Source organism: Aurantibacter aestuarii (genome assembly GCF_003008425.1).
Taxonomy (GTDB): Bacteria; Bacteroidota; Bacteroidia; order Flavobacteriales; family Flavobacteriaceae; genus Aurantibacter; species Aurantibacter aestuarii.
In genome coordinates, this window is record NZ_PXOQ01000007.1 from 396,451 (window position 1) to 417,041 (window position 20,591).

The window sequence follows — 20,591 nt, forward strand, 5'->3', positions numbered from 1 at the left end:
TATTATTTTATTAATTCTAAACTTAAAGGAGTCCCTTTTTTATAATCTTCTAAAAAGGTTTTTCCTAAAACCTCATCGTAATATTTAGGGTGCAAACCAAAACTTGGTCTAACAGATTTAATGTTTTTCTCTGAAAGTGTTTGACCAGCTCTAACATCTTCAGCGATAAAAAGTGACCTAGAAAATTCTCTGCTAGACTTCTTTTTTTTAGTCATTTCATAATCTACTTTGCCCATCATCTTTTCTGTTAGCCGCACAGCATTTACCATTTGGGTAAACTCTTGCTCGTCTAATGAAAAGTGAGCATCTGCTCCGCCAATAGATTTATCTAAAATAAAATGCTTTTCTATAACTGTTGCCCCTAAAGCAACTGCGACTACTGGAGTTTCTGTACCTAAAGTATGGTCCGACAAGCCAGATTTAACTTTAAACCTATTTACAATATCTGGTATGGTTAATAAATTTGCATCTTCTGGCTCGGCAGGATAAGCAGATGTGCATTTTAAAATAGTTATATCATTATTACCTTGTGCTTTACAAGTTTTTATAGCTAATTCAATATCCTCAATAGTTGCAATACCAGTAGAAATAATAACAGGTTTTTGTTTTGATGCCACATATTTAATAAGTGGTATATCTGTAATTTCAAAAGAAGCAATTTTATATATAGGTGCTTCAAGCGTTTCTAAAAAATCTACCGCAGAAATATCAAAAGGCGAAGAAAAACAAACTAAACCTTCTTCTTTTGCTAATTGAAATAATTCCTTATGCCATTCCCAAGGTAAAGAGGCTGTTTTATATAAATCATGTAAATATTGCCCATCCCAAGAGGTGCCTTGAGAAATTTTAAATAAATCACTTTTTACATCTAGTGTAATGGTATCTGCCGTATAGGTTTGCAATTTAATTGCGTCTGCACCAGCACGTTTTGCCGCTCTAACGGTTTCTTTAGCTATATTTATATCTCCACCGTGATTTGCTGAAAGTTCTGCAATGATAAAGCACTTTTGAGTGTTCATTTATTTTTCGAGTTTATATACAAAACTAACATTTCCTTTTATAATTTCCTCTTTTATATACATATATCTCGCATTCTCAAAGGATTTAATAGAGGCTTTATTCTCTTTTTTTATATATGCCCAAATTGGTATGTTGTAATTTTTGAAGTATAGCTCTGCACTCTGTTTTAAAAACTCTGGAGCTAATTTTTGACCTCTAAAAATTTTATCTATTAAAATGCCTACTACAGCGTGGTTTTCATAAATCTCATAACGAACGACTCCTGCTGGTTTATTATCTACTTCTGCTATTAAAAACAATGTGTTTTTATCTTTTATTTTTTTCGAAAACCATTCTAAATGATTTTCCCAAATTAAAGGTTCGCTGTTAAATGAAAACTGCCTTACAACTGGTTCATTAGACCAATCAAAAACAAGTTTTGCATCTTGTAAGTTTACTTTTCTAAATTTTAGGTTTAATTGGTGTATTAAACCTAAAAAACGTGTTTTACTAAATCCATCTATTAACTGCTTTTGTTGATTTAAATACCCAGAAAAATCATTTTTATTTAAAATAGCTTCAATTTTAAGCTTAAAGTCTGCTATAGAATAATTTGAAAAATCGTCTCCTTTAAAAACAATACCTCTATCGCTTAAAGCCCTGTATATATATTTTTGATTTTCTACATAATAGCCACTTAAAATTGGCATTTTTACAGCGCACAGTTCGTATAGGATGGTACTTGATGGCGCAATACCCAACTGGCATTTTTTCATTAATAGACTTAGATGTTCTTCATCTAAGTTAGAGTGAAGTTTAAGGTTTTGAGACGTTTGTTCTAGGTCGTAAATATCAGAATGATTGTAAGCACCTCCTAAAACGACATGAACTTGTTTAATTTTTTCTATTTGAAGTAGAGCTAAAGCTGCTTTATAAGATAAATTATATGGATCCGCACCACCAAAACACACAAAAACCTCTTTAATCGTAGAAAAATTATTTTCTAATTGTGCTAAACGGTTAAATTTAGGTCTAAGCATTGCATAAGAGGTGCCTAATGCAAATTTAGTGTAGTTTTCGCTTTTAAAGTGCTCTTCTTTAGCAAATGGTGAATGATTTACAACAATGTCTGCAAACATATGCTCGCTCATTAAGTCGTCTATATAAATTAATTGAAAGCCTTGAGATTTTATTTGCTTTTGGTAAGTTGAATCAAATTGATAACCATCGGCAACTATGATAATATTTTTAGAGCTGTACTGTTCTTTTATCCAAGTAGCTTCTTGTTCTAAAACAATATGTTCTGGAATTAACTTTGTTGTATAATCTTGAGGGATACTTTTTAAAGTAGACGTTTCTCTTGTTAAAAAAATAACTTCAAATGTGTCCTTGTAAAATTCTATTATAGAAAATATACGGTACATATGCCCTAATCCTATTATAGAATTTCCGTCTGCTCTACATAGAATTTTTAAGGACATCTTTTTTTAGTTTATAGGAATAAATGTTTTTTCTACTAGCCTAACAGGTTTTCCAACCTCTTGGATAGCTAATTTTAAATCTCTTGGTGTATAACGTGTAAAATGAAAGATACTTGCTGCTGCAACCGCTTCTATATTTGTTTGAGAAAATAACTCTTTAAAATGTTGAGGTTCTCCAGCCCCACCAGAAACCACAATTGGTACATTTATAATTTTTTCAACTTGTTTTACCAAATCTATATCGAAACCATTCATCATACCATCGTTATTTACAGATGTTAATATAATTTCGCCAAAATTATAATTCTTAATATCTTCTAAATACTGAAAAAGCGGAATTTTTTTATTTAAGCGATTGTATAAATAATAAATTCCATCGTCTTCTTTTAAGGCGTCTATAGCTAGAACTATACACTGATTGCCAAATATTTCTGAAGCTTGATTTATAAACTCCGGGGTTTCAATAATTTTATTTTTTAAAACAACTTTATCTGCACCAATAGCTAATAAATCGTTAATATCTTCAATAGTTTTTATACCTCCACCTAAAGCTACTGGCATAAAACATTCGTTTATAATTAAACGAGCCATTTGAAGGTTCATTTTCCTGTTTTTATCAGACGCATAAATGTCTAAAAAAACCAATTCATCTACATTTCTTGCATTGTAAACTTTTGCCGCTTGTACTGCATTACCCACCATACGTGCATTACCAGCATAGCCTTTTGTTTTTACTAAAGCAAAACCATTAAACGTTAAAACTGGAATAACTCTACATTTAAGCATATTGATCTATAATTGTTTTTAATAATAATAAACCTACTTCTTGACTTTTCTCTGGATGAAATTGCATGGCATATATATTATCTTTTTGTAATCCTGCAACCATTTCTAAATCGTAATTTACAGTAATGCAAACATCTTCTATAGCTTCTGCCTTAAAGTGATAACTATGTATAAAGTAAAAGTCTTGTTTGTTAAATGGTTTATATAGCTCACTTTTTTGATTAGAAACTATATTAAGACTATTCCACCCTAAATGTGGTACTCTTAAATTTTTAGGCGAATTAATTTTTATAACTTCTCCTTTTATAAAGTTTAAACCCTTAACTTTAGTAGGTTCATTACCGTATGTAGCCAAAAGTTGCATCCCTAAACAAATTCCTATAAATGGCTTTTTTTTATTTAAAACTTCTTCATTTAAAACCTCTATTAATCCATATTGTTTTAAATTCTCCATCCCTTTTTTAAAAGAACCAACGCCTGGTAGTAAAATTAAATCGGCATTACGTATATCTTCAGCATAATTTGTAATAATACTGTTGTAACCTAGTTTCTTGAGCACTTTTTGTACAGAAGCAACATTACCCATGCCATATTTAATAATTGCAATAGTCATTAATTTATCTCAAAATTACGTATTAGGTTACCATCATTATCTCTAGCAAACGAGCCGTCATCATTCATTTTAAATAATACAGGATTGGTATATGAGTCTAAGATTTGATCTATTTCCCTTTTTGTCATACCAGAATACTCAATAAATGCATTTACCGAAAGATGTGGGTATTTACCATCAAATTTTTTAACAAGCTCTAAGCCTTCTTCTCTTGTAAGTCTTTTATTTCTTATATCTATACAAGCATGGTCTGTTGCTCTACCAAAACCATATTTTACGAACTTCAAATAATCATGAAGACCTACAATTTGTTCATCTATATTTTCATAATTTGTATAAGTTCCTTCTACTGGCCCATCTTCTTTAACCTCAAAACCATGCTTTTTAATAATTTCTAGTTGCTTTCTAGCATCCCAAAAGAAATAATGTCCTAAAAAGATACTGGTTATTCCTGTTTTTTCAATTTCTTCGTCTGATGGGTAAAAATATGGTGTTAATTCTTTAGCTGTTAAACCATCTACACCAATCATATCTTGAATTCGATTTCCTAATAATCCACCAAATTCTTCTAACCAGCTTCTAGTTAATTTATTATTCTCTATACTTTCAAGTGGACCGCCATATTCTTGTTGTGAATTTTCTCCCCAAATAATTAAGGGAATATTAAATTTTACAGCTATGTTAATTGGAATGGTAAAAATACCAATATGGTTTGGCCACATTTCATCACCAACACGAATAAACCCTTCCTTTACCATAGATTTATAAGCATTGTAATTTTTTTTAAAATGGATAACATCTATACCCATTTTAGAAATATTATCTAAATTTCGACGTCCTATTTCTGTCACCATTGTAGTTTCAAAACAAACACAAAGGGGATTCATACCCCAAACTTCTTTCATAAAATAAGCTTGGTATGTTGAATCTTTTCCGCCACTAACAGGTATTAAACAGTCGTAGCCAATTTCATCATCTTTAAGTTTAAATTTATCTATAATTGTTTTAAAATCTGCTTCTCTCTGTTTCCAATCTATCCCTTTATCCTTAGACTCTGCAGCAATACAAGCAGAACAAACACCATTATCGTTAAAGTACAAATCAGGCTTTGTTTCAGGAAAAAGGCAAACATTACAATAATTAATTTCCATTATTTATTTTTTTTTAATAAAAACCACGTGATATCATCTTGAGGGAAATTCACATCTCTTTTATATGAAAACCCATAATCTATTAGTTCTAATGAAGGATATTTATCTAACATTTCTCCTGCAAAATCTCGTTTATACAATCTATCTGAATGACCTCTATAACTAATAGTTACTGGAGAAGGGTTATAATATTCGCCAATTAATATATATTTTTTAGAGCTGTTAAATAATTTTTCATAGACTACAGAAAGCATATCTGGATTAATATGAATTAAAACACCTTTTATAAAACTTACATCAAACTGTTCTTCCGATGAAAAATCGAATATAGATTGATTAAACACATTTTGCTCTCCAATAGTTTCTTTAAGTATAGCTGCTGCTTTTTCGTTAATTTCCACTGCTTTTATTTGAGTTCCTGGAAATAATAACTTTAAAGCTTTTGAGTTCATTCCAATATTTGCACCAAATTCTATAAACGATTCTGGTTTAACTACACTAGATAAAGCTTTGTTAAAAAAATTAAGATTAGAGGCTAATAGTTTTTCTCCTTTATTTCTGTCTATATATTGCTCGCCAAATTCTCCTGCCCAGAATTCTTCTTGGTCTGTTTTATACGTTTTTTTCATTATGTAAATTTTTATAATTATATTTTATATTAAGCATTTGCCAATCTTCTAATGTATCGACATCCTGAGCTTCATGTTCTTTTAATTCTATAAACCCTGTTTTATTTGAAAATATCGTTTTTTCATTCAAAAAGTCTTCAACATTTAGCCAGTAAAACTGACCAGAATCGTGATAATGAGTTTCTAAATCTTGAGATCTTGTATTGATATGTTTAGGTTCTCTAAGTTTTAAAATGCCCTTTTCTGCTTTAAAAGCTCTTTGAATAGGGTAACTAAATGCTATAACTGGGACTACTGTATTTAAATTTTTATTTTTTAAAAGGTCAAAGCCTTCTTTTATTTTTGATGGTAAAATTAATGCAGCTGTAGGCAACATACAACATACGTGTTCAAATTGTTTTCCTTGTTGTTTATACATGCTTAAAACTTCCAATATAACCTGAGATAGCGTCGCAAAATCATTTGCGCTTTCTTCATTTCTAAGAAAAGGAACTTTTGCTCCCAATGTTTCAGCTATATTTTTAATTTCTAAGTCATCTGTTGAAACCATGACCTCATCAAATAAATTTGAGTTTTTTAAGGTCGTGATCGTATATTCTATAATCGGTTTATTATGGAATAATTTAATGTTTTTTTTTGGAATACGTTTGCTTCCGCCTCGTGCTGGTATGATTGCTAAATTAGCCATTTAAAAAAATTAAAACTTTTTCTATAACATAAATCTGCTCATCACTAGTTAAGCTAGGGTACATTGGCAGACTTATGCATTTACTATAGTAATCTTCAGCATTCTGTAAATTTGCACCTTCGTAACCTATTTGCTTATAATATGGAAGTGTATGTACTGGAATATAATGTATTTGTGCATAAATATTCTCTTCTTTTAAATACTCATAAAGCGCTTTACGATTTTGTACCTCAACAACGAATAAATGATGCGCATTATATAAATTCTCTGGTAAATTTTGAAATTTTAATTTACCACTAAACGCTTTTTTATAATTTGAAGCTATTTCATTTCGTCTTCTTACACCATTCTCATTTTTTGCTAATTGTGTTATACCTAGAGCACTTTGTATATCGGTTAAACGGTAATTAAATCCTAAAGTTTGCATTTCGTAATACCAAGCCCCATGGTTTTCTGTCATATGGTCTTTAGTAATCCCATGAGTACGTAGAAGATTTAATTTTTTGTAAAGTTCTTCTGAATTTGTTGTTAACATACCACCTTCTCCACAGGCGATATGTTTAACTGGATGAAAGGAAAACACGCCAATATCTGCATAAACACCATTACCACAAAACTGTTTTTCGTTTTTAGAATCTATAAAATAGCCTCCAGGTGCATGACAAGCATCTTCAATAATCCACAAGTTATGTTTGTTTGCTAATTCACGAAATAATTCAAGGTTTACAGGCAGACCAGCAAAATCTACTGGAATAATTCCCTTAAAAAAACCCTTGGGTTTACTCTCTATAAGCTCTTTAGTACTTTCTAAACTTAACGTGTACGTTTCTCTATCTATATCTGCAAACCAAACTTCGGCACCTGCATAACGTACACAGTTTGCTGACGCCGCAAAAGTTATTGGTGTAGTTATAACACGGTCTCCAGGTTGTAAATCTAACGCTAAAACAGCTAGATGTAATCCCGCAGTTGCATTATTAACTGCAACCGCATATTTTGAACCAACATAGTTTGCAAAAGCAGTTTCAAACTCTGCTACTTTTGGTCCTTGTGTTAAATAATCTGAGGTTAAAGCTTGTACAACAGCATCTATATCGTCCTGCTGAATATTTTGCTTACCATATGGAATAGATTGTTTCATTTTTAAGCTTCAAACGTTGCATCTACATGCTCTTTAATTAGTGTTCTTAAACTTTCTACCGTTTCCCATTTTTCGTTATCTCCAGAATTGTAACTAAAGCCACTTTCTACTTTTTTAGCATCAAAAGCTTGTATAAAATCATCTACACTCCACGATGGGGTAGCAGGAATAATAGTATAGTACTTTCCTAAATCGTAAGTATAGAAAGAGTCTGAAGCAGTAATCATTTCTTCATGAACTTTTTCTCCAGGACGAATTCCAACAACGGGTTTTTCACAATTTGGTCCAATTGCTTCGGCAACATCCATAATTCGATAAGATGGGATTTTGGGCACAAATAATTCGCCACCCCAAGCGTGCTCTAAAGCATGCATTACCATATCTACTCCACCTTGAAGAGAAATATTGAATCTAGTCATGTTTGGATCTGTTATTGGTAACTTATTATCTTCTTTCTTTTTATTAATAAAAAAAGGAATAACAGAGCCATTAGACCCCATAACATTACCATATCTAACGACAGAGAAACGAATTGGATTTTCACCTTTAATATTATTGGCTGCAATAAATAATTTATCTGAAGTCAATTTAGTAGCACCGTAAAGGTTTATAGGTGCGCAAGCTTTATCTGTAGATAATGCAACGACACGTTTAACCTTAGTTTTAAAACAAGCATCTACTACATTTTCTGCACCACCAATATTTGTTTTAATACATTCGTCTGGGTTATATTCTGCAATATGTACATGTTTCATTGCTGCAGCATGTATAACATAATCTACCTTTTGAAATGCACGTTCTAACCTTTCTTTGTCACGAACATCTCCAATAAAATAACGTATTTGAGGGTATTTTGATGCAGGAAACTCTTGAGCCATTTGAAACTGCTTTTGTTCATCTCTTGAGAAAACAATTAAGCGTTTTAAATTTGGATACTTATGTAATATATGAGTCGTTAAAGCTTTTCCTAAAGAGCCTGTACCTCCTGTAATTAGTATTGATTTTTCTTTTAAATCTAGCATTTTTTTATTTTTCTTTTAAAAGGCCAATATAAGTATTTTAATTAAACATTTTTATTATTAAACCAGTCTAGAGTTATTCCCAACCCTTTCTCTAATTCAAATTTAGGTGTGTAATTTAATAGATTTTTCGCTTTGCTAATATCTGCTAAAGAATCTTTTACATCACCCTGTCTTGGTGAATTATACTTTATTTCACTTTTTGAATTAGTGATTGTTTTTATGGTATTCCATAATTTATTTACACTAATCCTATCATTAACAGCTACATTGAATACTTCATGCTGTTCTAAATTAGAAAGTACTGCTTTAATATTGGCTTGCACAACATTTTCTATAAATGTAAAATCTCTAGTTTGCTCGCCATCACCATTAATTGTAATGGTCTTATTTCCCAACGCACCCTTCATAAATAATGGAATAACCGCCGCGTAAGCACCGTTTGGATCTTGCTTAGGGCCAAAGACATTAAAATATCGTAATCCGATTGTATGAACACCGTACGTTTTTGAAAATACATCTGCGTACAACTCGTTTACGTATTTTGTTATAGCATATGGAGATAACGGTTTACCAATATTATCTTCAACTTTTGGTAACACTTTACTGTCTCCATAGGTACTAGAAGACGCTGCATAAACCATTTTTTTAACGGTTTTTGACTCTTTTACGGCTAACAACATATTAAGAAATCCAGATACATTTACATCGTTTGAAGTAATAGGATCGTTTATTGATCTTGGAACAGAACCTAATGCTGCTTGGTGTAGTACATAATCTATATCTTTAATAGCAGTTTTACAGGTTTCTAAGTTCCTTATATCACCTTCTATAAATTCACATTTTGGTGGGTTTACGAAACCTTCTATATTTTTAAAATGTCCATTGCTAAGATTGTCTAAAATAACGACCTTTTTTGCATTATACTTTAATAAATACTCGACAAGATTAGATCCTATAAATCCAGCTCCACCTGTAACTAAAAAAGAGTAAGTTGATAAATCGTTTGTATGATAAGGGGTTTCGTACATTTTATATTATAATCGTTTATCAATTTTAGTAACATCCAAAGTTCCTTTAACATCGTAAATTACTGCATTTTCTTTTGCCAGTTTTGTGATGTCTAAAGTTTTAAATTTAGTGTGAGCTACAGTATGAATTATAGCGTCATAGGCTTCATTTAAATTTTCCTTTAAAGTAATTCCATATTCACTTTCTACTTCGTTTTTATCCGCCCAAGGATCGTAAACATCCACATTCATATTAAAAGATGCTAAGGTTTTGTAAACATCTATTGCTTTAGTGTTTCTTATATCTGGACAGTTTTCTTTAAACGTAATCCCTAACATTAAAACTTTCGAATTTTTAACTTCAATAGCTTTTTGAGCCATTAATTTTAAGACTTGTGTTGCCACAAATTCTCCCATAGAATCATTAATACGTCTTCCTGCTAAAATAATTTCTGGATGGTATCCAACTTCCTGAGCTTTTTGGGCTAAATAATATGGGTCTACGCCTATACAATGCCCACCAACTAAACCTGGTTTAAATGGTAAAAAATTCCATTTTGTTCCTGCAGCTTCTAAAACTGAATGTGTATCAATGTCTAATTTATTGAAAATTTTTGCTAACTCATTAACAAATGCAATATTAATATCGCGTTGGGCATTTTCAATAACTTTAGCAGCTTCTGCTACTTTAATACTTTGCGCCAAATGGGTTCCTGCAGTTATTATTGATGCATAAACTGCATTTACTTTTTCACCAATCTCTGGCGTAGAACCTGATGTTACTTTTTTTATTTTCGTAACCGTGTGTGTTTTATCACCAGGGTTTATACGCTCTGGAGAATAGCCGCAATAAAAATCTTTATTAAATTGAAGTCCGCTATTTTTTTCTAAAATAGGGACACAAACATCTTCAGTAACACCTGGGTAAACGGTAGATTCGTAAACCACAATGTCATTAGGTTTTAAAACCTGTGCAATGGTTTCTGATGCTTTAACTAACGGAGTTAAAATTGGCATTTTATTATCGTCTACTGGTGTAGGTACGGTTACAATATAAAAATTGGCTTCTTTTAAATCATCTATACTTGATGAAAAAACCAAGCCTAATTTTTCCTGATTCAAAACTGACTGTAGCGCCTTTTTAGAAACCTCTAAGGTATGATCTTCCCCTTTATTTAATTCTGAAATACGGCTTTGATTAATATCGAAACCTATAACTTGATACTTTTTTGCAAACTCCACAGCTAAGGGCAATCCAACGTAACCTAAGCCTATTATAGCTATTTTAACTTCCATCTAAAAGATAAATTTTATGCTAAAATAAGGCTTTTATGCATTTTTTAAGACTTTCCTGCCAATAAGGTATTTCTAAATTAAAATTCTGAACAATTTTTGCCTTATTTAGAACACTAAAATGAGGTCTTTCAGCTGGTGTAGGATAACTAGATGCTGGTATAGGATTAACTTTAATTGTTGTCTGTGTTAATTCAAAAATAACTTTAGCAAAATCATACCAACTCGCAACACCTTGATTACTAAAATGATACAACCCATAATATACTTCAGTAGGTATCATTTTCAAAATAACCTTTGCCAAGTCCATAGCGTAGGTTGGTGTTCCTATTTGATTATCTACAATATTTAGCTCGTCACGGTTTCTGGCTAAATGAAGCATCCTTTTAACAAAGTTTTTTCCAAATTCAGAGTACAACCAGGACGTTCTAATAATATAATACCTTTCTAAAATCTCTTGAATATATTGCTCGGCTTCTAATTTTGTTTGTCCATAAACCGATAAAGGATTGGTTGCGTCTGTTTCTATATATGATATATGCTTGGTACCATCAAACACAAAATCTGTTGAAATATGTATTAGAACTGTGTTAAATGTTTTACAGGCTTCTGCAAGATTTTTAGCGCCTTGAGCATTTATGCTTTGAGCTTGGTTTACCTCACTTTCAGCCTTATCTACCGCTGTGTAAGCTGCACAGTTAATACAAAAATCGTAGGATTGTGTCTTAAAAACAGAAGTGATTTGGTTTGGGTTTGTTACATCTAATTCTTTACTATTTAAAAAAGTAAAGCTATGCTCTGAGGATTGAGCCAGCACTTTTAAACATTGCCCCAATTGACCATTTGCACCTGTTACTAAAATGTGTTTCATTTAAAACAAATCGTTTATAGATGGTAAAATTTTATCTTTATCTGAAATAATAAAAGTCTCTTCATCTAGAATCCAATCTATATTTAAGGTAGTATCGTTATAAATAATTCCACCTTCTGAAGGTTTATGATAAACATTGTCACATTTGTAATTAAATACAGCCGTGTTACTAAGTACAATATAACCGTGAGCAAAACCTCTGGGTACAAATAATTGTTTTTTATTTTCCGCTGAAAGCTCTATCGAAATATATTCCTTAAAAGTTGAAGAATCAGGTCTTAAATCAACCGCAACATCTAAAACTTCCCCTTGAGTAACTCTTACTAGTTTGGCTTGAGCATACTCTCCTTTCTGAAAATGTAAACCACGTAAAGTGCCTTTTGTGGAATACGCCTCATTATCCTGAATAAAATCCGGGTTTAGACCTGTTTCTTTTTCAAAATTAGTCTTGTTATACGATTCAAAAAAATAACCTCTTTGATCGTCAAAAACTTTAGGCTCTATAATAAAACAATGGTTTAATTTGGTTTTTGTAACTGTCATTTTAACTTAATAAGCTCATTAAATGCTTTCCGTAACCGCTTTTTAGAAGTGGTGTTGCCAATGCTTCCAATTGTTTAGATGTAATGTATCCCATTTTATATGCCACACCTTCTATAGCGCCAATTTTCAAACCCTGACGTTCTTCGATAACCTCAACAAACTGAGAAGCCTGCATAAGTGAATTAAAAGTTCCTGTGTCTAGCCACGCAGTTCCTTTGTCAAGAATACTCACTTTTAATTTACCTTGCTCTAAGTAAGCTTTATTTACATCTGTAATTTCAAGTTCTCCTCGATGACTTGGTTTTATAGATTTTGCAATATTTACAACTGTATTATCATAAAAATAGATTCCTGGTACCGCAAAATTAGATTTTGGATGTTCTGGTTTTTCTTCTATTGAAAGTACTTTTCCACTTTTATCAAAATTTACCACACCATAACGCTCTGGATCTGTAACGTGATATGCGTAAACAATACCACCATCCGGATCATTGTTATCCTGAAGTAACTCTGATAATCCTGTGCCGTAAAAAATATTATCGCCCAAAATTAAAGCCACTTTATCGTCTCCAATAAAATCTGCACCAATAATAAAAGCTTCGGCTAAACCATTAGGGTCTTTTTGTACAGCATATTCAAATGTGCAGCCCAAATGAGAACCATCTCCTAATAATTGTTTAAATAACGGTAAATGTTCTGGGGTTGAAATAATTAAAATTTCATTTATACCAGCTTCCATTAATGTTGAAAGCGGATAATAAATCATGGGTTTATCATAAATAGGCATAAGCTGTTTACTCAAAACCTTTGTTAGTGGATGTAATCTTGTTCCCGATCCACCTGCTAAAATTATGCCTTTCATAATTAATTATATTTTTTTAAGTACCAGTTTATGGTCTTCTCAATCCCAGACTCAAAATTTTCATCGGCTTTCCAGCCTAATTCCTTTTCAAGTTTATTAGCATCTATAGCATATCTAAAATCGTGTCCTGGTCTATCGGTTACAAAAGATATTTGCTCTTTATAACTTTTTTTAGAAGGTTTAATTTTATCTAAAATACTACAAATGGTATCTACAATATATAAGTTGTTCCGTTCATTTCGACCACCAATATTGTAAGTTTCCCCAGCTTTACCTGTTTCAAAAACCAAGTCTATACCTTTACAGTGGTCTAATACGTATAGCCAATCTCTTATATTTTTTCCATCGCCATAAATAGGAATTGCTTCTCCATTTAAGGCTTTTCTAATAATGGTTGGAATTAATTTTTCATCGTGCTGTTTTGGACCATAATTGTTAGAACAATTTGTGGTAACTACATTCATCCCATAAGTATGAAAATAACTTCTCACGACAAAATCACTAGCCGCTTTTGAGGCACTATATGGACTGTTTGGTGCATATGGTGTATCTTCTGTAAACAAACCTGTTTCTCCGAGAGTACCGTATACCTCATCTGTAGAAATGTGGTGAAATCTTGCGTGTTCAAATTCTTGTTTATAGGTATTAGGAGCAGACATCCAAAAATTTTTGGCAACATCTATTAAGTTAAATGTACCTGTAATATTCGTCTCTATAAACGCACCCGGATTTTTAATAGAGTTATCTACATGAGACTCTGCAGCAAAGTGAATAACTCCGTCAAACTGATGTTTCTCAAATAATTTTTCAATCAAGTCTCTATTACAGATATCTCCTTCTACGAAAGTATAATTAGATTGATTAACTTCTTTAAGATTCTCAAGATTTCCAGCGTAGGTTAATTTATCTAAGTTAACGTAAAAGGTATCCGGGTTTTTAACTACAATATATTCAACAAAGTTTGCCCCTATAAAACCTGCTCCACCTGTAATTAAAACACATCTATTTTTCATAATTAAGTGTGAACTTTATAAACTGTTTCACAAAAAAGAAAATACAAATAAAGAAAAAAGCTAAAATGGGAAATAGGTATATATATCCTCTAAACCATGGTGATACTTTATTTCCGACTTTTTGAAAACCAGAAATAACGTCAAAATATTCATTTTCTTGTATACGCTGCTCTTCTATAGCTTTCAATTGATCTCTAATTCGTTGTTCTTCTAAAAACAAATCGTACTCTTTAGTTGTTTGTCTATCGGTAGAAAATGAAATACCTCCTAAATCTACGTTACTTTTTATTTTTTTCGATTCGTCCTTAAGGACCTCGATATAAATGTTTTGAAGAGAATCAATTTGTTTAAGTTGGACAATTAAATTTCTTTTTTGTATGGCCAACAACGTATCTCTTCGTTGTCTCGATTTTCTAGAGAAATCGTTAGTAAAAGATGCTACAATACCGTCTTCTAATTTGTTAAATATGTTATTTTTTTTAGTATAAGCAGTTATATTAAAAAGCTTACCAGAATAAATACTTCTATTCTCTACAAACTCTTCATAAGAATATTCTTTTGCTCTTGTACTGTCTAATAATTTTAAAAAATCTTCATATTGAAGTTTACGGTCATTTTCAGTTTCAGGACCTGGTTTTATTTCAAATCTTACAATTTGTTTAACAACATCCTCCTCAATATCGAATATATCTTTTAGAGTTTCAATATTTCTACTTGCAATAAGAGCATTAAAATATTCAATATTTGTAACTAATTGATATTTGGTATCAAAATAAGGTTCTACAAGCATAGATGTTTGATACGTACTTGTTCTATTTTTATCAAAAAAGTAACCTAAAATTATAGCAATAATTAAAACACTTAAAATAATCTTCCAGCTCTTAAAAAGAACCTTAAATATATATATTATACTAGAAAACAGATACTTTAGGATGTTTCCTACAAATCTAAATAATCTACTAAGTGCATCCCCTATGTAATTAAAGAATACTATTAAATCTACCTCTTCGGTATCTTTATTATTTTTTTGTTCTGTGCTCATCTACTGTTTGAATATTTGTTCTAAAATTTTTCTTGTAATAACATATGTTGGCTTGACTCCTGAAGTTCCTAAGCCTCCAGAAGCTAAAGTACTTCCAGTTTCCAAAGGATTATCACTTGCATAATAGGCATATCTTACTTTTACCTTTGGATTTATACTCTTTCTTACTTTTGAAGCCGATTGAATAGCTTTTTGGTAATGCGCTCCTTCCATTTCTAATCCTATCACATTCCACGTGGAATTGAAAAAGAATTTTAAAATATCTTTATTTTGAAGCGATGTCCCTAGTACCGTAATCATAGAACCTTCAAAAACATTTAAATCTTCATTTTTAAAGTCGGATTTAGATAACTCGTTTTTAAATGGGTAATTATCTGCAGTACCTTCAAAAATATGTGCTGAAGGTATCATAATATCTCCTTTTTTTCCTTCTAAAATTCCTGCTTTACCCATAATAGAGATAGATTCAATATTTAAACTTACTGTTTTATCTTCTATTTGGTATGGCTTTAAAAGCTCATCTATAACTTCATAAGCCTGCTCTCCAAATGCATAATCCATGACAAATATAATAGGATTTTTAAGCTTATTGGAGTCTAAAGTTAGTTTAATATCTAATTTAGAGACATCAATTTTATTAGAATCAAAAATTTGTACATCAATATTTGTCCCTGAGGTATCTTTAATATTTATCATACCATTAGCCAAAGCAATTTTTTCTACTTTTTGACGTAATTTATCATTTGCTTTTAAACTTAATGCTTCATAAGTAGTAAATACACCATTTTTAATTTCACTTGGAAGAGCTTTTGGGGCATATAATGTGTTCATAACACTATGAAGATTAGCACTTATAATATGAATTGGTCGGTCTTCAAATTTATTTTCAACTAAAATGGTTTTAATATGGTCCGACCAGATTTCTCCATGAATATGATGACCTAAACGTTCACGTAACACCTTACTAAATGTAACTATTCGTTTTTCATTAGTTAAATGCTCCTTTATCGCCAGATGACCTAACCAATATATGATTTCAAGGAAACGTTCCGGTTTTTTATCTGTTGCAAAATTTGTATATAATTCTGATATTTCTTTAAACGTATGCCCTAAAATATTTGCGGTGTGTGTAATAGCAATCTCGCGTTCTTGTTGGCTTAATTCCTCAGTGTTTAAAATGGCATTTTCAAGCTTTTGCCAATCTCTAGAAGTTGTACCATTTTCGTCAATTAAAACACGCTTACAAATCTTTTCAGATTCTATAAACAAAAAGGTAAGATGTGTTAGAATATCATAAATCTCACTTCTTCCACGTGTAATTTCGATATTCATTTGTTCTTTATCGATGCGATAACAATGCCTGCGTCGTTTTTCTGGAATTATTGGCGTAAAGTGAGAATTTTTATAACCCTCATCACTTGTAAGGTTTATAAAACGACACTCTTCTATTCCTATTGGCAAGCGGTCTATTACATATTTTAAACCTACTAATTCTGTTTTGTCTTCGGCTATATAACCATATATTTCAGGTCTTAAAACCAATAGAGATTCTCTTAATGTTTCTCCAGAAACACCCATAGGTTTATAGAAACCTCTGTTAAAGAGATGACGCATTGTAATGTACAAACGCTCTATAGCACTGCTACTTTCTTGAGCGCGTGTGCGTTCTAATATATTTTTATTCGGTTTCATTTAGGCTGTTAGTGTTATTATTAACGACAAGTTACAATAAATATTTTGTAAGCTGGTTTGCTATAGTCCTATCGTTTGTTAATCTTGGAATTTTATTTTGCCCACCTAATTTACCTTGCGACTTCATATAATTTTGAAATGCATGCTTTTTAAGTGAACTTATTTTTAAAGGTTGAAGTACTTTTCCTTCAATTAAATCGAAATAATATGAGTTTTGTTTTTGTAAAGATTCATCAATATACTTAGAAAATTCTGTGAAGTCTTTGGGTTTATTTTCAAATTCAATAAACCATTCATGATAAGGCAAACCGGCTTCTGGGTTAATTTGCGGAGCTACAGTAAATTCCGAAACTCTAACTTGAGGAAATACTTGTAGAGCTTCTTTTAAAGCATATTCCACCTCTTTCCCTATCACATGTTCTCCAAAAGCAGAGATAAAGTGTTTAATACGTCCTGAAACAATAATTCTATATGGTTTTAAGCTGGTAAACATTACAGTGTCTCCAATATTATAAGCCCAAAGTCCTGCATTTGTAGAAATAATCATAACATAATTAACGTTTTTCTCTACATCTTTAATGGTGATTCTTTCAGGGTCTTCATCAAAAAAATGATCTGCTTTTATAAACTCATAAAACATACCAGAATTGAGTTGAAGTAACATCCCATTTTCATTTTGTTTGTCTTGATAAGCGAAAAAACCTTCGCTAGCAGGATATAACTCGATACTATCTACTTTTCGACCTATTAAATTCTCAAATTTAGCACGATAAGGTTCATAATTAACGCCACCGTAAATAAATAAATTGAAATTTTTAAAAACGTCTCCAACTTTTTTATTTGTGGTTTGCTGAATTTTTTCAAAATACATCTGTACCCAAGAAGGAATACCTGAAATAATACTCATGTCTTCTTGCAGGGTTTCTTCAACTATAGCATTGACTTTAGTTTCCCAATCTTCAATACAATTGGTTTCCCAGCTTGGCATGCGATTTTTTTGTAAGTATGCTGGAACATAATGTGCCACAATTCCAGATAAGCGTCCTAATTGAATGCCATTCTTTTCGGTTAAAATAGGGCTACCTTGTAAAAAAATCATTTTTCCATTAACCACACTACTATTACCGGTTTCTGCAATATAAAGTAATATCGCATTTCTTGCAGCTTCAATATGATTAGGCATACTTTCTTTAGTTAGCGGAATATATTTAGCTCCTGAAGTAGTGCCTGAAGTTTTTGCGAAATATAATGGTTTTCCTTTCCACAAAACGTCTTCTTCACCGTTTACTGCTCTATCTACATAGGCTTTTAAGCCTTCATAATCTCGAACTGGAACACGCTTTTTAAAATCTTCGAAAGTATGAATAGAATTAAAATCATGATCTTTTCCAAAAGCGGTTTGAGAAGCTTGTTTTATAAGTTCTTTAAATACTTTTTCTTGTGTTTTCACTGGGTTATTAGCCCAATTATTCACTTTAAATTTTATATAAGTCGCAAATGGTTTTGCTAAAATTGCTTTTAAACCCATTTATTTAAAATCTATGAAATTATTTGGATTTACCGGATAACCATCACTCCAAAGCTCAAAGTGTAAATGAGGTCCAGTAGACAACTCGCCTGTACTGCCTGAAATAGCAATAACTTCTCCTGCTTTAACTAAATCTCCTTGTTTTTTAGTGAGTTTAGAGTTGTGTTTATATACAGATATTAAACCATATTTGTGTTCTATAATAACTACATATCCGGTTTGTGTTGTGAAGTCTGAAAAAACAACTGTTCCATCTGCTGTTGCCTTAACAGGTTCATCTTTTGTTACAGAAATATCTACTGCAAAATGTTTTTCTTTGATATTAAAATTTTCGGTAATAGTTCCTTTTACAGGTCTAAACAAAATAAAATTTGCTTTTGTTTGTGCGGCATCAAAAATACTGTACTTATCTTCTTTATCTACTTTTTCTCTTAACGTAGAGTCTTGAGCATTCGGTTTAAAATTAAGTTTACTAGCTTCTAACTTTACTGAAGCAATAATAGAATCTTTAGAAACGTCTTCAGCTTTTAAATCGCCAGACAAGACTTGTTTTATAGACTCATAATATTTCTCATTAACATTTATGACATCTTGTAAAGAGTCGGTTTTTAGGGTTAATAATGTTGCCTTCTTTTTTAAAGATCTTGATGAGTATCCTGGAATATATTCTTTTAAAGGTGTAAATACAATAAGTAAAGTAGTTGCTGCAACCAGAAAAATAGAAGATAATGAAACTAGAATAAAGACGTTTAGTAGGTTTAATCTTAATGAAAACCTTTCTTCAAACGTATCTTGATTTAATAGTAATAACCTATAGTTGTGTAGCAATTTCTTGCTAATTTTTCTACGGGGTTTTCTCTTTTTTGCCATATGCTAACAAAAGTAATTAAATTATAAGTGTTTTATAGGTCCAACAGATGCTAAAGTTAGTATTTAAACGTTAATATTAAACTTAAATTACTAACTTTGTATCCTAAATTTTTTAGATATGATTTCAGCAAGTATATTTTTAGGAATGATTGGAGTACCTCAAGTCATTTTAGTAGTTGTGGTTTTATTACTTCTTTTTGGTGGTAAAAAAATTCCAGAATTAATGCGTGGTCTTGGTAGCGGAATGAAAGAATTTAAAGACGCTAGTAAGGATGATGATGATAAAAAAGAAGTAAAAAAAGATTAATTATATCATTTTACTATAAATAAAAAAACCAACGCATTTGCGTTGGTTTTTTTATTTAATTTATTTAGATATTATTGCAAAAAGCGAATTGACTTGATAATAGCTTCAAGCTCGAACATATAATCTCTTTTATTTACAGATGGTGCAAATGTAAATCCTTCTGCTATTAGGTAACGGTTATTCTCGTCATCTCGTATAACATAAGTTACAAAAGGACCTGCCATAAAAGCGTCTTTAACATCCCATGTGGCACGCATTTCAAAAGCTGGCTTGCCATCTAAAATAGTTGTGTAAAAAAATGGTGAATAAGCTTCCTCCGTTTTCATGAAGGTACCATCGGTGGGACCTGGAATATATTTTTCGCCAATACTGTCTCTAATTTTAATTATTTGCTGTACTAAAGTAGTATCAATGGTTAACTGGTCTAGAGGAATTTCGTACAACATTATATTTGTTGTACCTGTTGTAATATCTTTTCTTAACCAGAAAAAATTATTTTCTTCTTTTGCTGTTCTATAAACAGAAGGATATTTAATGGTAATTCCTAAACGCTCTTTAATAGCTTTATCGCTACTTAAAGATTTTGCAATTTGGCGTTTTCGTTCTTTAATTTCTACATCTTTAAAGGCTGTAATAATTTTACTAGCATTTTCTTTTAAGACTTCAATAATTTCTGTTTTAGAATTTCCTTTAACTACAACTACTTTCTGTGGTTTTGCATAAGTATTGTTATTAAAATCTACACCTTTTGAAGGATTTTTATCGATTTTTAGTATAAGTCGATTTTTAGTTGCAAAATCTGAAAAAACAGCTGTTGGAATTTGATTAATATTAAATAATGGCTCCTTTTGCGGCAAGCCATCTACAGGAGCAGCAAAAATATTGCGAATACTTTCGCCTATTTCAGAGTTCCAAGCATCGTTGTCTACAACAACAGAAAGGTTATTTAAATTTCCTGAAGAGTCCGACAGGATGCGATTTTTTTTCTTATCTCCATCATTACATGAGGTTAAAAAAACAAGAATTAAAAAAAATTGAATACAATATTTCATG

The 20,591-nt window shown here is 31.2% G+C and carries 21 protein-coding genes; 1 reads left to right on the forward strand and 20 read right to left on the reverse strand.

Features of this window, described 5'->3' with window-relative positions; translation table 11 throughout:
* Positions 1-2 precede the first annotated feature (2 nt).
* Genes pseI through C7H52_RS03105 form a run of 19 tightly spaced genes read right to left on the reverse strand, consistent with a single transcriptional unit; the run spans position 3 to position 19,231 of the window.
* On the reverse strand, positions 3-1,019 hold the full coding sequence (gene pseI, locus C7H52_RS03015; RefSeq protein ID WP_106462408.1) for a pseudaminic acid synthase: 1,017 nt from the start codon (positions 1,017-1,019) through the stop codon (positions 3-5).
* Positions 1,020-2,480, reverse strand: coding sequence for a UDP-2,4-diacetamido-2,4,6-trideoxy-beta-L-altropyranose hydrolase (pseG, locus tag C7H52_RS03020; RefSeq protein ID WP_106462409.1), 1,461 nt, complete (start codon positions 2,478-2,480; stop codon positions 1,020-1,022).
* A 6-nt stretch (positions 2,481-2,486) separates the two neighbouring features.
* Positions 2,487-3,266 (reverse strand): imidazole glycerol phosphate synthase subunit HisF, encoded by a 780-nt coding sequence (hisF, locus tag C7H52_RS03025; protein ID WP_106462410.1) that lies wholly within the window; start codon positions 3,264-3,266, stop codon positions 2,487-2,489.
* A complete protein-coding gene (gene hisH / locus C7H52_RS03030; RefSeq protein WP_106462411.1) occupies positions 3,259-3,879 on the reverse strand; it encodes an imidazole glycerol phosphate synthase subunit HisH in 621 nt (206 codons plus the stop codon). The genes hisF and hisH overlap by 8 nt, the downstream gene beginning before the upstream one ends.
* On the reverse strand, positions 3,879-5,030 hold the full coding sequence (locus C7H52_RS03035; protein WP_245918524.1) for an N-acetyl sugar amidotransferase: 1,152 nt from the start codon (positions 5,028-5,030) through the stop codon (positions 3,879-3,881). Before C7H52_RS03035 ends, hisH begins: the two co-directional genes overlap by 1 nt.
* The gene (locus tag C7H52_RS03040; RefSeq protein ID WP_106462412.1) at positions 5,030-5,659 is read right to left on the reverse strand and encodes a pseudaminic acid biosynthesis-associated methylase; all 630 of its coding nucleotides are present in this window, start codon (positions 5,657-5,659) and stop codon (positions 5,030-5,032) included. The genes C7H52_RS03035 and C7H52_RS03040 overlap by 1 nt, the downstream gene beginning before the upstream one ends.
* Entirely contained in the window at positions 5,643-6,347 is a 705-nt protein-coding gene (gene pseF / locus C7H52_RS03045; protein ID WP_106462413.1) for a pseudaminic acid cytidylyltransferase, read from the reverse strand. The genes C7H52_RS03040 and pseF overlap by 17 nt, the downstream gene beginning before the upstream one ends.
* Positions 6,340-7,488, reverse strand: a complete 1,149-nt coding sequence (pseC, locus tag C7H52_RS03050; protein ID WP_106462414.1) for a UDP-4-amino-4,6-dideoxy-N-acetyl-beta-L-altrosamine transaminase — start codon at positions 7,486-7,488, stop codon at positions 6,340-6,342. Before pseC ends, pseF begins: the two co-directional genes overlap by 8 nt.
* 2 nt (positions 7,489-7,490) lie before the next feature.
* Positions 7,491-8,510 carry a UDP-N-acetylglucosamine 4,6-dehydratase (inverting) gene (gene pseB / locus C7H52_RS03055; protein WP_106462415.1) on the reverse strand — a complete coding sequence of 340 codons (1,020 nt, stop codon included), beginning with the start codon at positions 8,508-8,510 and terminating at the stop codon, positions 7,491-7,493.
* A gap of 41 nt (positions 8,511-8,551) precedes the next feature.
* Positions 8,552-9,538, reverse strand: a complete 987-nt coding sequence (locus tag C7H52_RS03060) for an SDR family oxidoreductase (RefSeq protein WP_106462416.1) — start codon at positions 9,536-9,538, stop codon at positions 8,552-8,554.
* Positions 9,539-9,544: 6 nt separating this feature from the next.
* Positions 9,545-10,813 (reverse strand): nucleotide sugar dehydrogenase, encoded by a 1,269-nt coding sequence (locus C7H52_RS03065; RefSeq protein WP_106462417.1) that lies wholly within the window; start codon positions 10,811-10,813, stop codon positions 9,545-9,547.
* Positions 10,814-10,832: 19 nt separating this feature from the next.
* Positions 10,833-11,681, reverse strand: coding sequence for a dTDP-4-dehydrorhamnose reductase (gene rfbD / locus C7H52_RS03070; RefSeq protein WP_106462418.1), 849 nt, complete (start codon positions 11,679-11,681; stop codon positions 10,833-10,835).
* Positions 11,682-12,224, reverse strand: a complete 543-nt coding sequence (rfbC, locus tag C7H52_RS03075; protein WP_106462419.1) for a dTDP-4-dehydrorhamnose 3,5-epimerase — start codon at positions 12,222-12,224, stop codon at positions 11,682-11,684.
* Between the two features lies 1 nt (position 12,225).
* A complete protein-coding gene (rfbA, locus tag C7H52_RS03080) occupies positions 12,226-13,086 on the reverse strand; it encodes a glucose-1-phosphate thymidylyltransferase RfbA (RefSeq protein WP_106462420.1) in 861 nt (286 codons plus the stop codon).
* 2 nt (positions 13,087-13,088) lie between these two features.
* Complete coding sequence (rfbB, locus tag C7H52_RS03085; RefSeq protein WP_106462421.1) at positions 13,089-14,099, reverse strand: dTDP-glucose 4,6-dehydratase; 1,011 nt, start codon at positions 14,097-14,099, stop codon at positions 13,089-13,091.
* The gene (locus C7H52_RS03090) at positions 14,089-15,141 is read right to left on the reverse strand and encodes a YveK family protein (protein ID WP_106462422.1); all 1,053 of its coding nucleotides are present in this window, start codon (positions 15,139-15,141) and stop codon (positions 14,089-14,091) included. The genes rfbB and C7H52_RS03090 overlap by 11 nt, the downstream gene beginning before the upstream one ends.
* A complete protein-coding gene (locus tag C7H52_RS03095) occupies positions 15,142-16,833 on the reverse strand; it encodes a DUF6909 family protein (RefSeq protein WP_106462423.1) in 1,692 nt (563 codons plus the stop codon). It lies immediately after the preceding gene.
* Between the two features lie 31 nt (positions 16,834-16,864).
* Positions 16,865-18,361 (reverse strand): GH3 auxin-responsive promoter family protein, encoded by a 1,497-nt coding sequence (locus C7H52_RS03100; protein ID WP_106462424.1) that lies wholly within the window; start codon positions 18,359-18,361, stop codon positions 16,865-16,867.
* Positions 18,362-19,231: a M23 family metallopeptidase gene (locus C7H52_RS03105; protein ID WP_106462425.1), complete on the reverse strand. Its 870-nt coding sequence runs from the start codon at positions 19,229-19,231 to the stop codon at positions 18,362-18,364.
* A 118-nt stretch (positions 19,232-19,349) separates the two neighbouring features.
* Between C7H52_RS03105 and tatA the strand changes: the two genes are divergently transcribed.
* Positions 19,350-19,538: a twin-arginine translocase TatA/TatE family subunit gene (gene tatA / locus C7H52_RS03110; RefSeq protein WP_106462426.1), complete on the forward strand. Its 189-nt coding sequence runs from the start codon at positions 19,350-19,352 to the stop codon at positions 19,536-19,538.
* Positions 19,539-19,609: 71 nt separating this feature from the next.
* Here the strand turns inward: tatA and C7H52_RS03115 are convergent, their stop codons facing one another.
* A complete protein-coding gene (locus C7H52_RS03115; protein WP_106462427.1) occupies positions 19,610-20,590 on the reverse strand; it encodes a DUF4837 family protein in 981 nt (326 codons plus the stop codon).
* Position 20,591: the final 1 nt, after the last annotated feature.

Coding starts and splice junctions, on each gene's coding strand:
- pseB (WP_106462415.1), bottom strand. CDS start 8,510: ATGCTAGATTTAAAAGAAAAATCAATACTAATTACAGGAGGTACAGGC.
- hisF (WP_106462410.1), bottom strand. CDS start 3,266: ATGCTTAAATGTAGAGTTATTCCAGTTTTAACGTTTAATGGTTTTGCT.
- rfbC (WP_106462419.1), bottom strand. CDS start 12,224: ATGACAGTTACAAAAACCAAATTAAACCATTGTTTTATTATAGAGCCT.
- pseF (WP_106462413.1), bottom strand. CDS start 6,347: ATGGCTAATTTAGCAATCATACCAGCACGAGGCGGAAGCAAACGTATT.
- rfbD (WP_106462418.1), bottom strand. CDS start 11,681: ATGAAACACATTTTAGTAACAGGTGCAAATGGTCAATTGGGGCAATGT.
- rfbA (WP_106462420.1), bottom strand. CDS start 13,086: ATGAAAGGCATAATTTTAGCAGGTGGATCGGGAACAAGATTACATCCA.
- C7H52_RS03035 (WP_245918524.1), bottom strand. CDS start 5,030: ATGGAAATTAATTATTGTAATGTTTGCCTTTTTCCTGAAACAAAGCCT.
- pseI (WP_106462408.1), bottom strand. CDS start 1,019: ATGAACACTCAAAAGTGCTTTATCATTGCAGAACTTTCAGCAAATCAC.
- rfbB (WP_106462421.1), bottom strand. CDS start 14,099: ATGAAAAATAGATGTGTTTTAATTACAGGTGGAGCAGGTTTTATAGGG.
- C7H52_RS03060 (WP_106462416.1), bottom strand. CDS start 9,538: ATGTACGAAACCCCTTATCATACAAACGATTTATCAACTTACTCTTTT.
- tatA (WP_106462426.1), top strand. CDS start 19,350: ATGATTTCAGCAAGTATATTTTTAGGAATGATTGGAGTACCTCAAGTC.
- pseG (WP_106462409.1), bottom strand. CDS start 2,480: ATGTCCTTAAAAATTCTATGTAGAGCAGACGGAAATTCTATAATAGGA.
- C7H52_RS03065 (WP_106462417.1), bottom strand. CDS start 10,813: ATGGAAGTTAAAATAGCTATAATAGGCTTAGGTTACGTTGGATTGCCC.
- C7H52_RS03115 (WP_106462427.1), bottom strand. CDS start 20,590: ATGAAATATTGTATTCAATTTTTTTTAATTCTTGTTTTTTTAACCTCA.
- C7H52_RS03040 (WP_106462412.1), bottom strand. CDS start 5,659: ATGAAAAAAACGTATAAAACAGACCAAGAAGAATTCTGGGCAGGAGAA.
- C7H52_RS03105 (WP_106462425.1), bottom strand. CDS start 19,231: ATGGCAAAAAAGAGAAAACCCCGTAGAAAAATTAGCAAGAAATTGCTA.
- C7H52_RS03090 (WP_106462422.1), bottom strand. CDS start 15,141: ATGAGCACAGAACAAAAAAATAATAAAGATACCGAAGAGGTAGATTTA.
- C7H52_RS03095 (WP_106462423.1), bottom strand. CDS start 16,833: ATGAAACCGAATAAAAATATATTAGAACGCACACGCGCTCAAGAAAGT.
- hisH (WP_106462411.1), bottom strand. CDS start 3,879: ATGACTATTGCAATTATTAAATATGGCATGGGTAATGTTGCTTCTGTA.
- pseC (WP_106462414.1), bottom strand. CDS start 7,488: ATGAAACAATCTATTCCATATGGTAAGCAAAATATTCAGCAGGACGAT.
- C7H52_RS03100 (WP_106462424.1), bottom strand. CDS start 18,361: ATGGGTTTAAAAGCAATTTTAGCAAAACCATTTGCGACTTATATAAAA.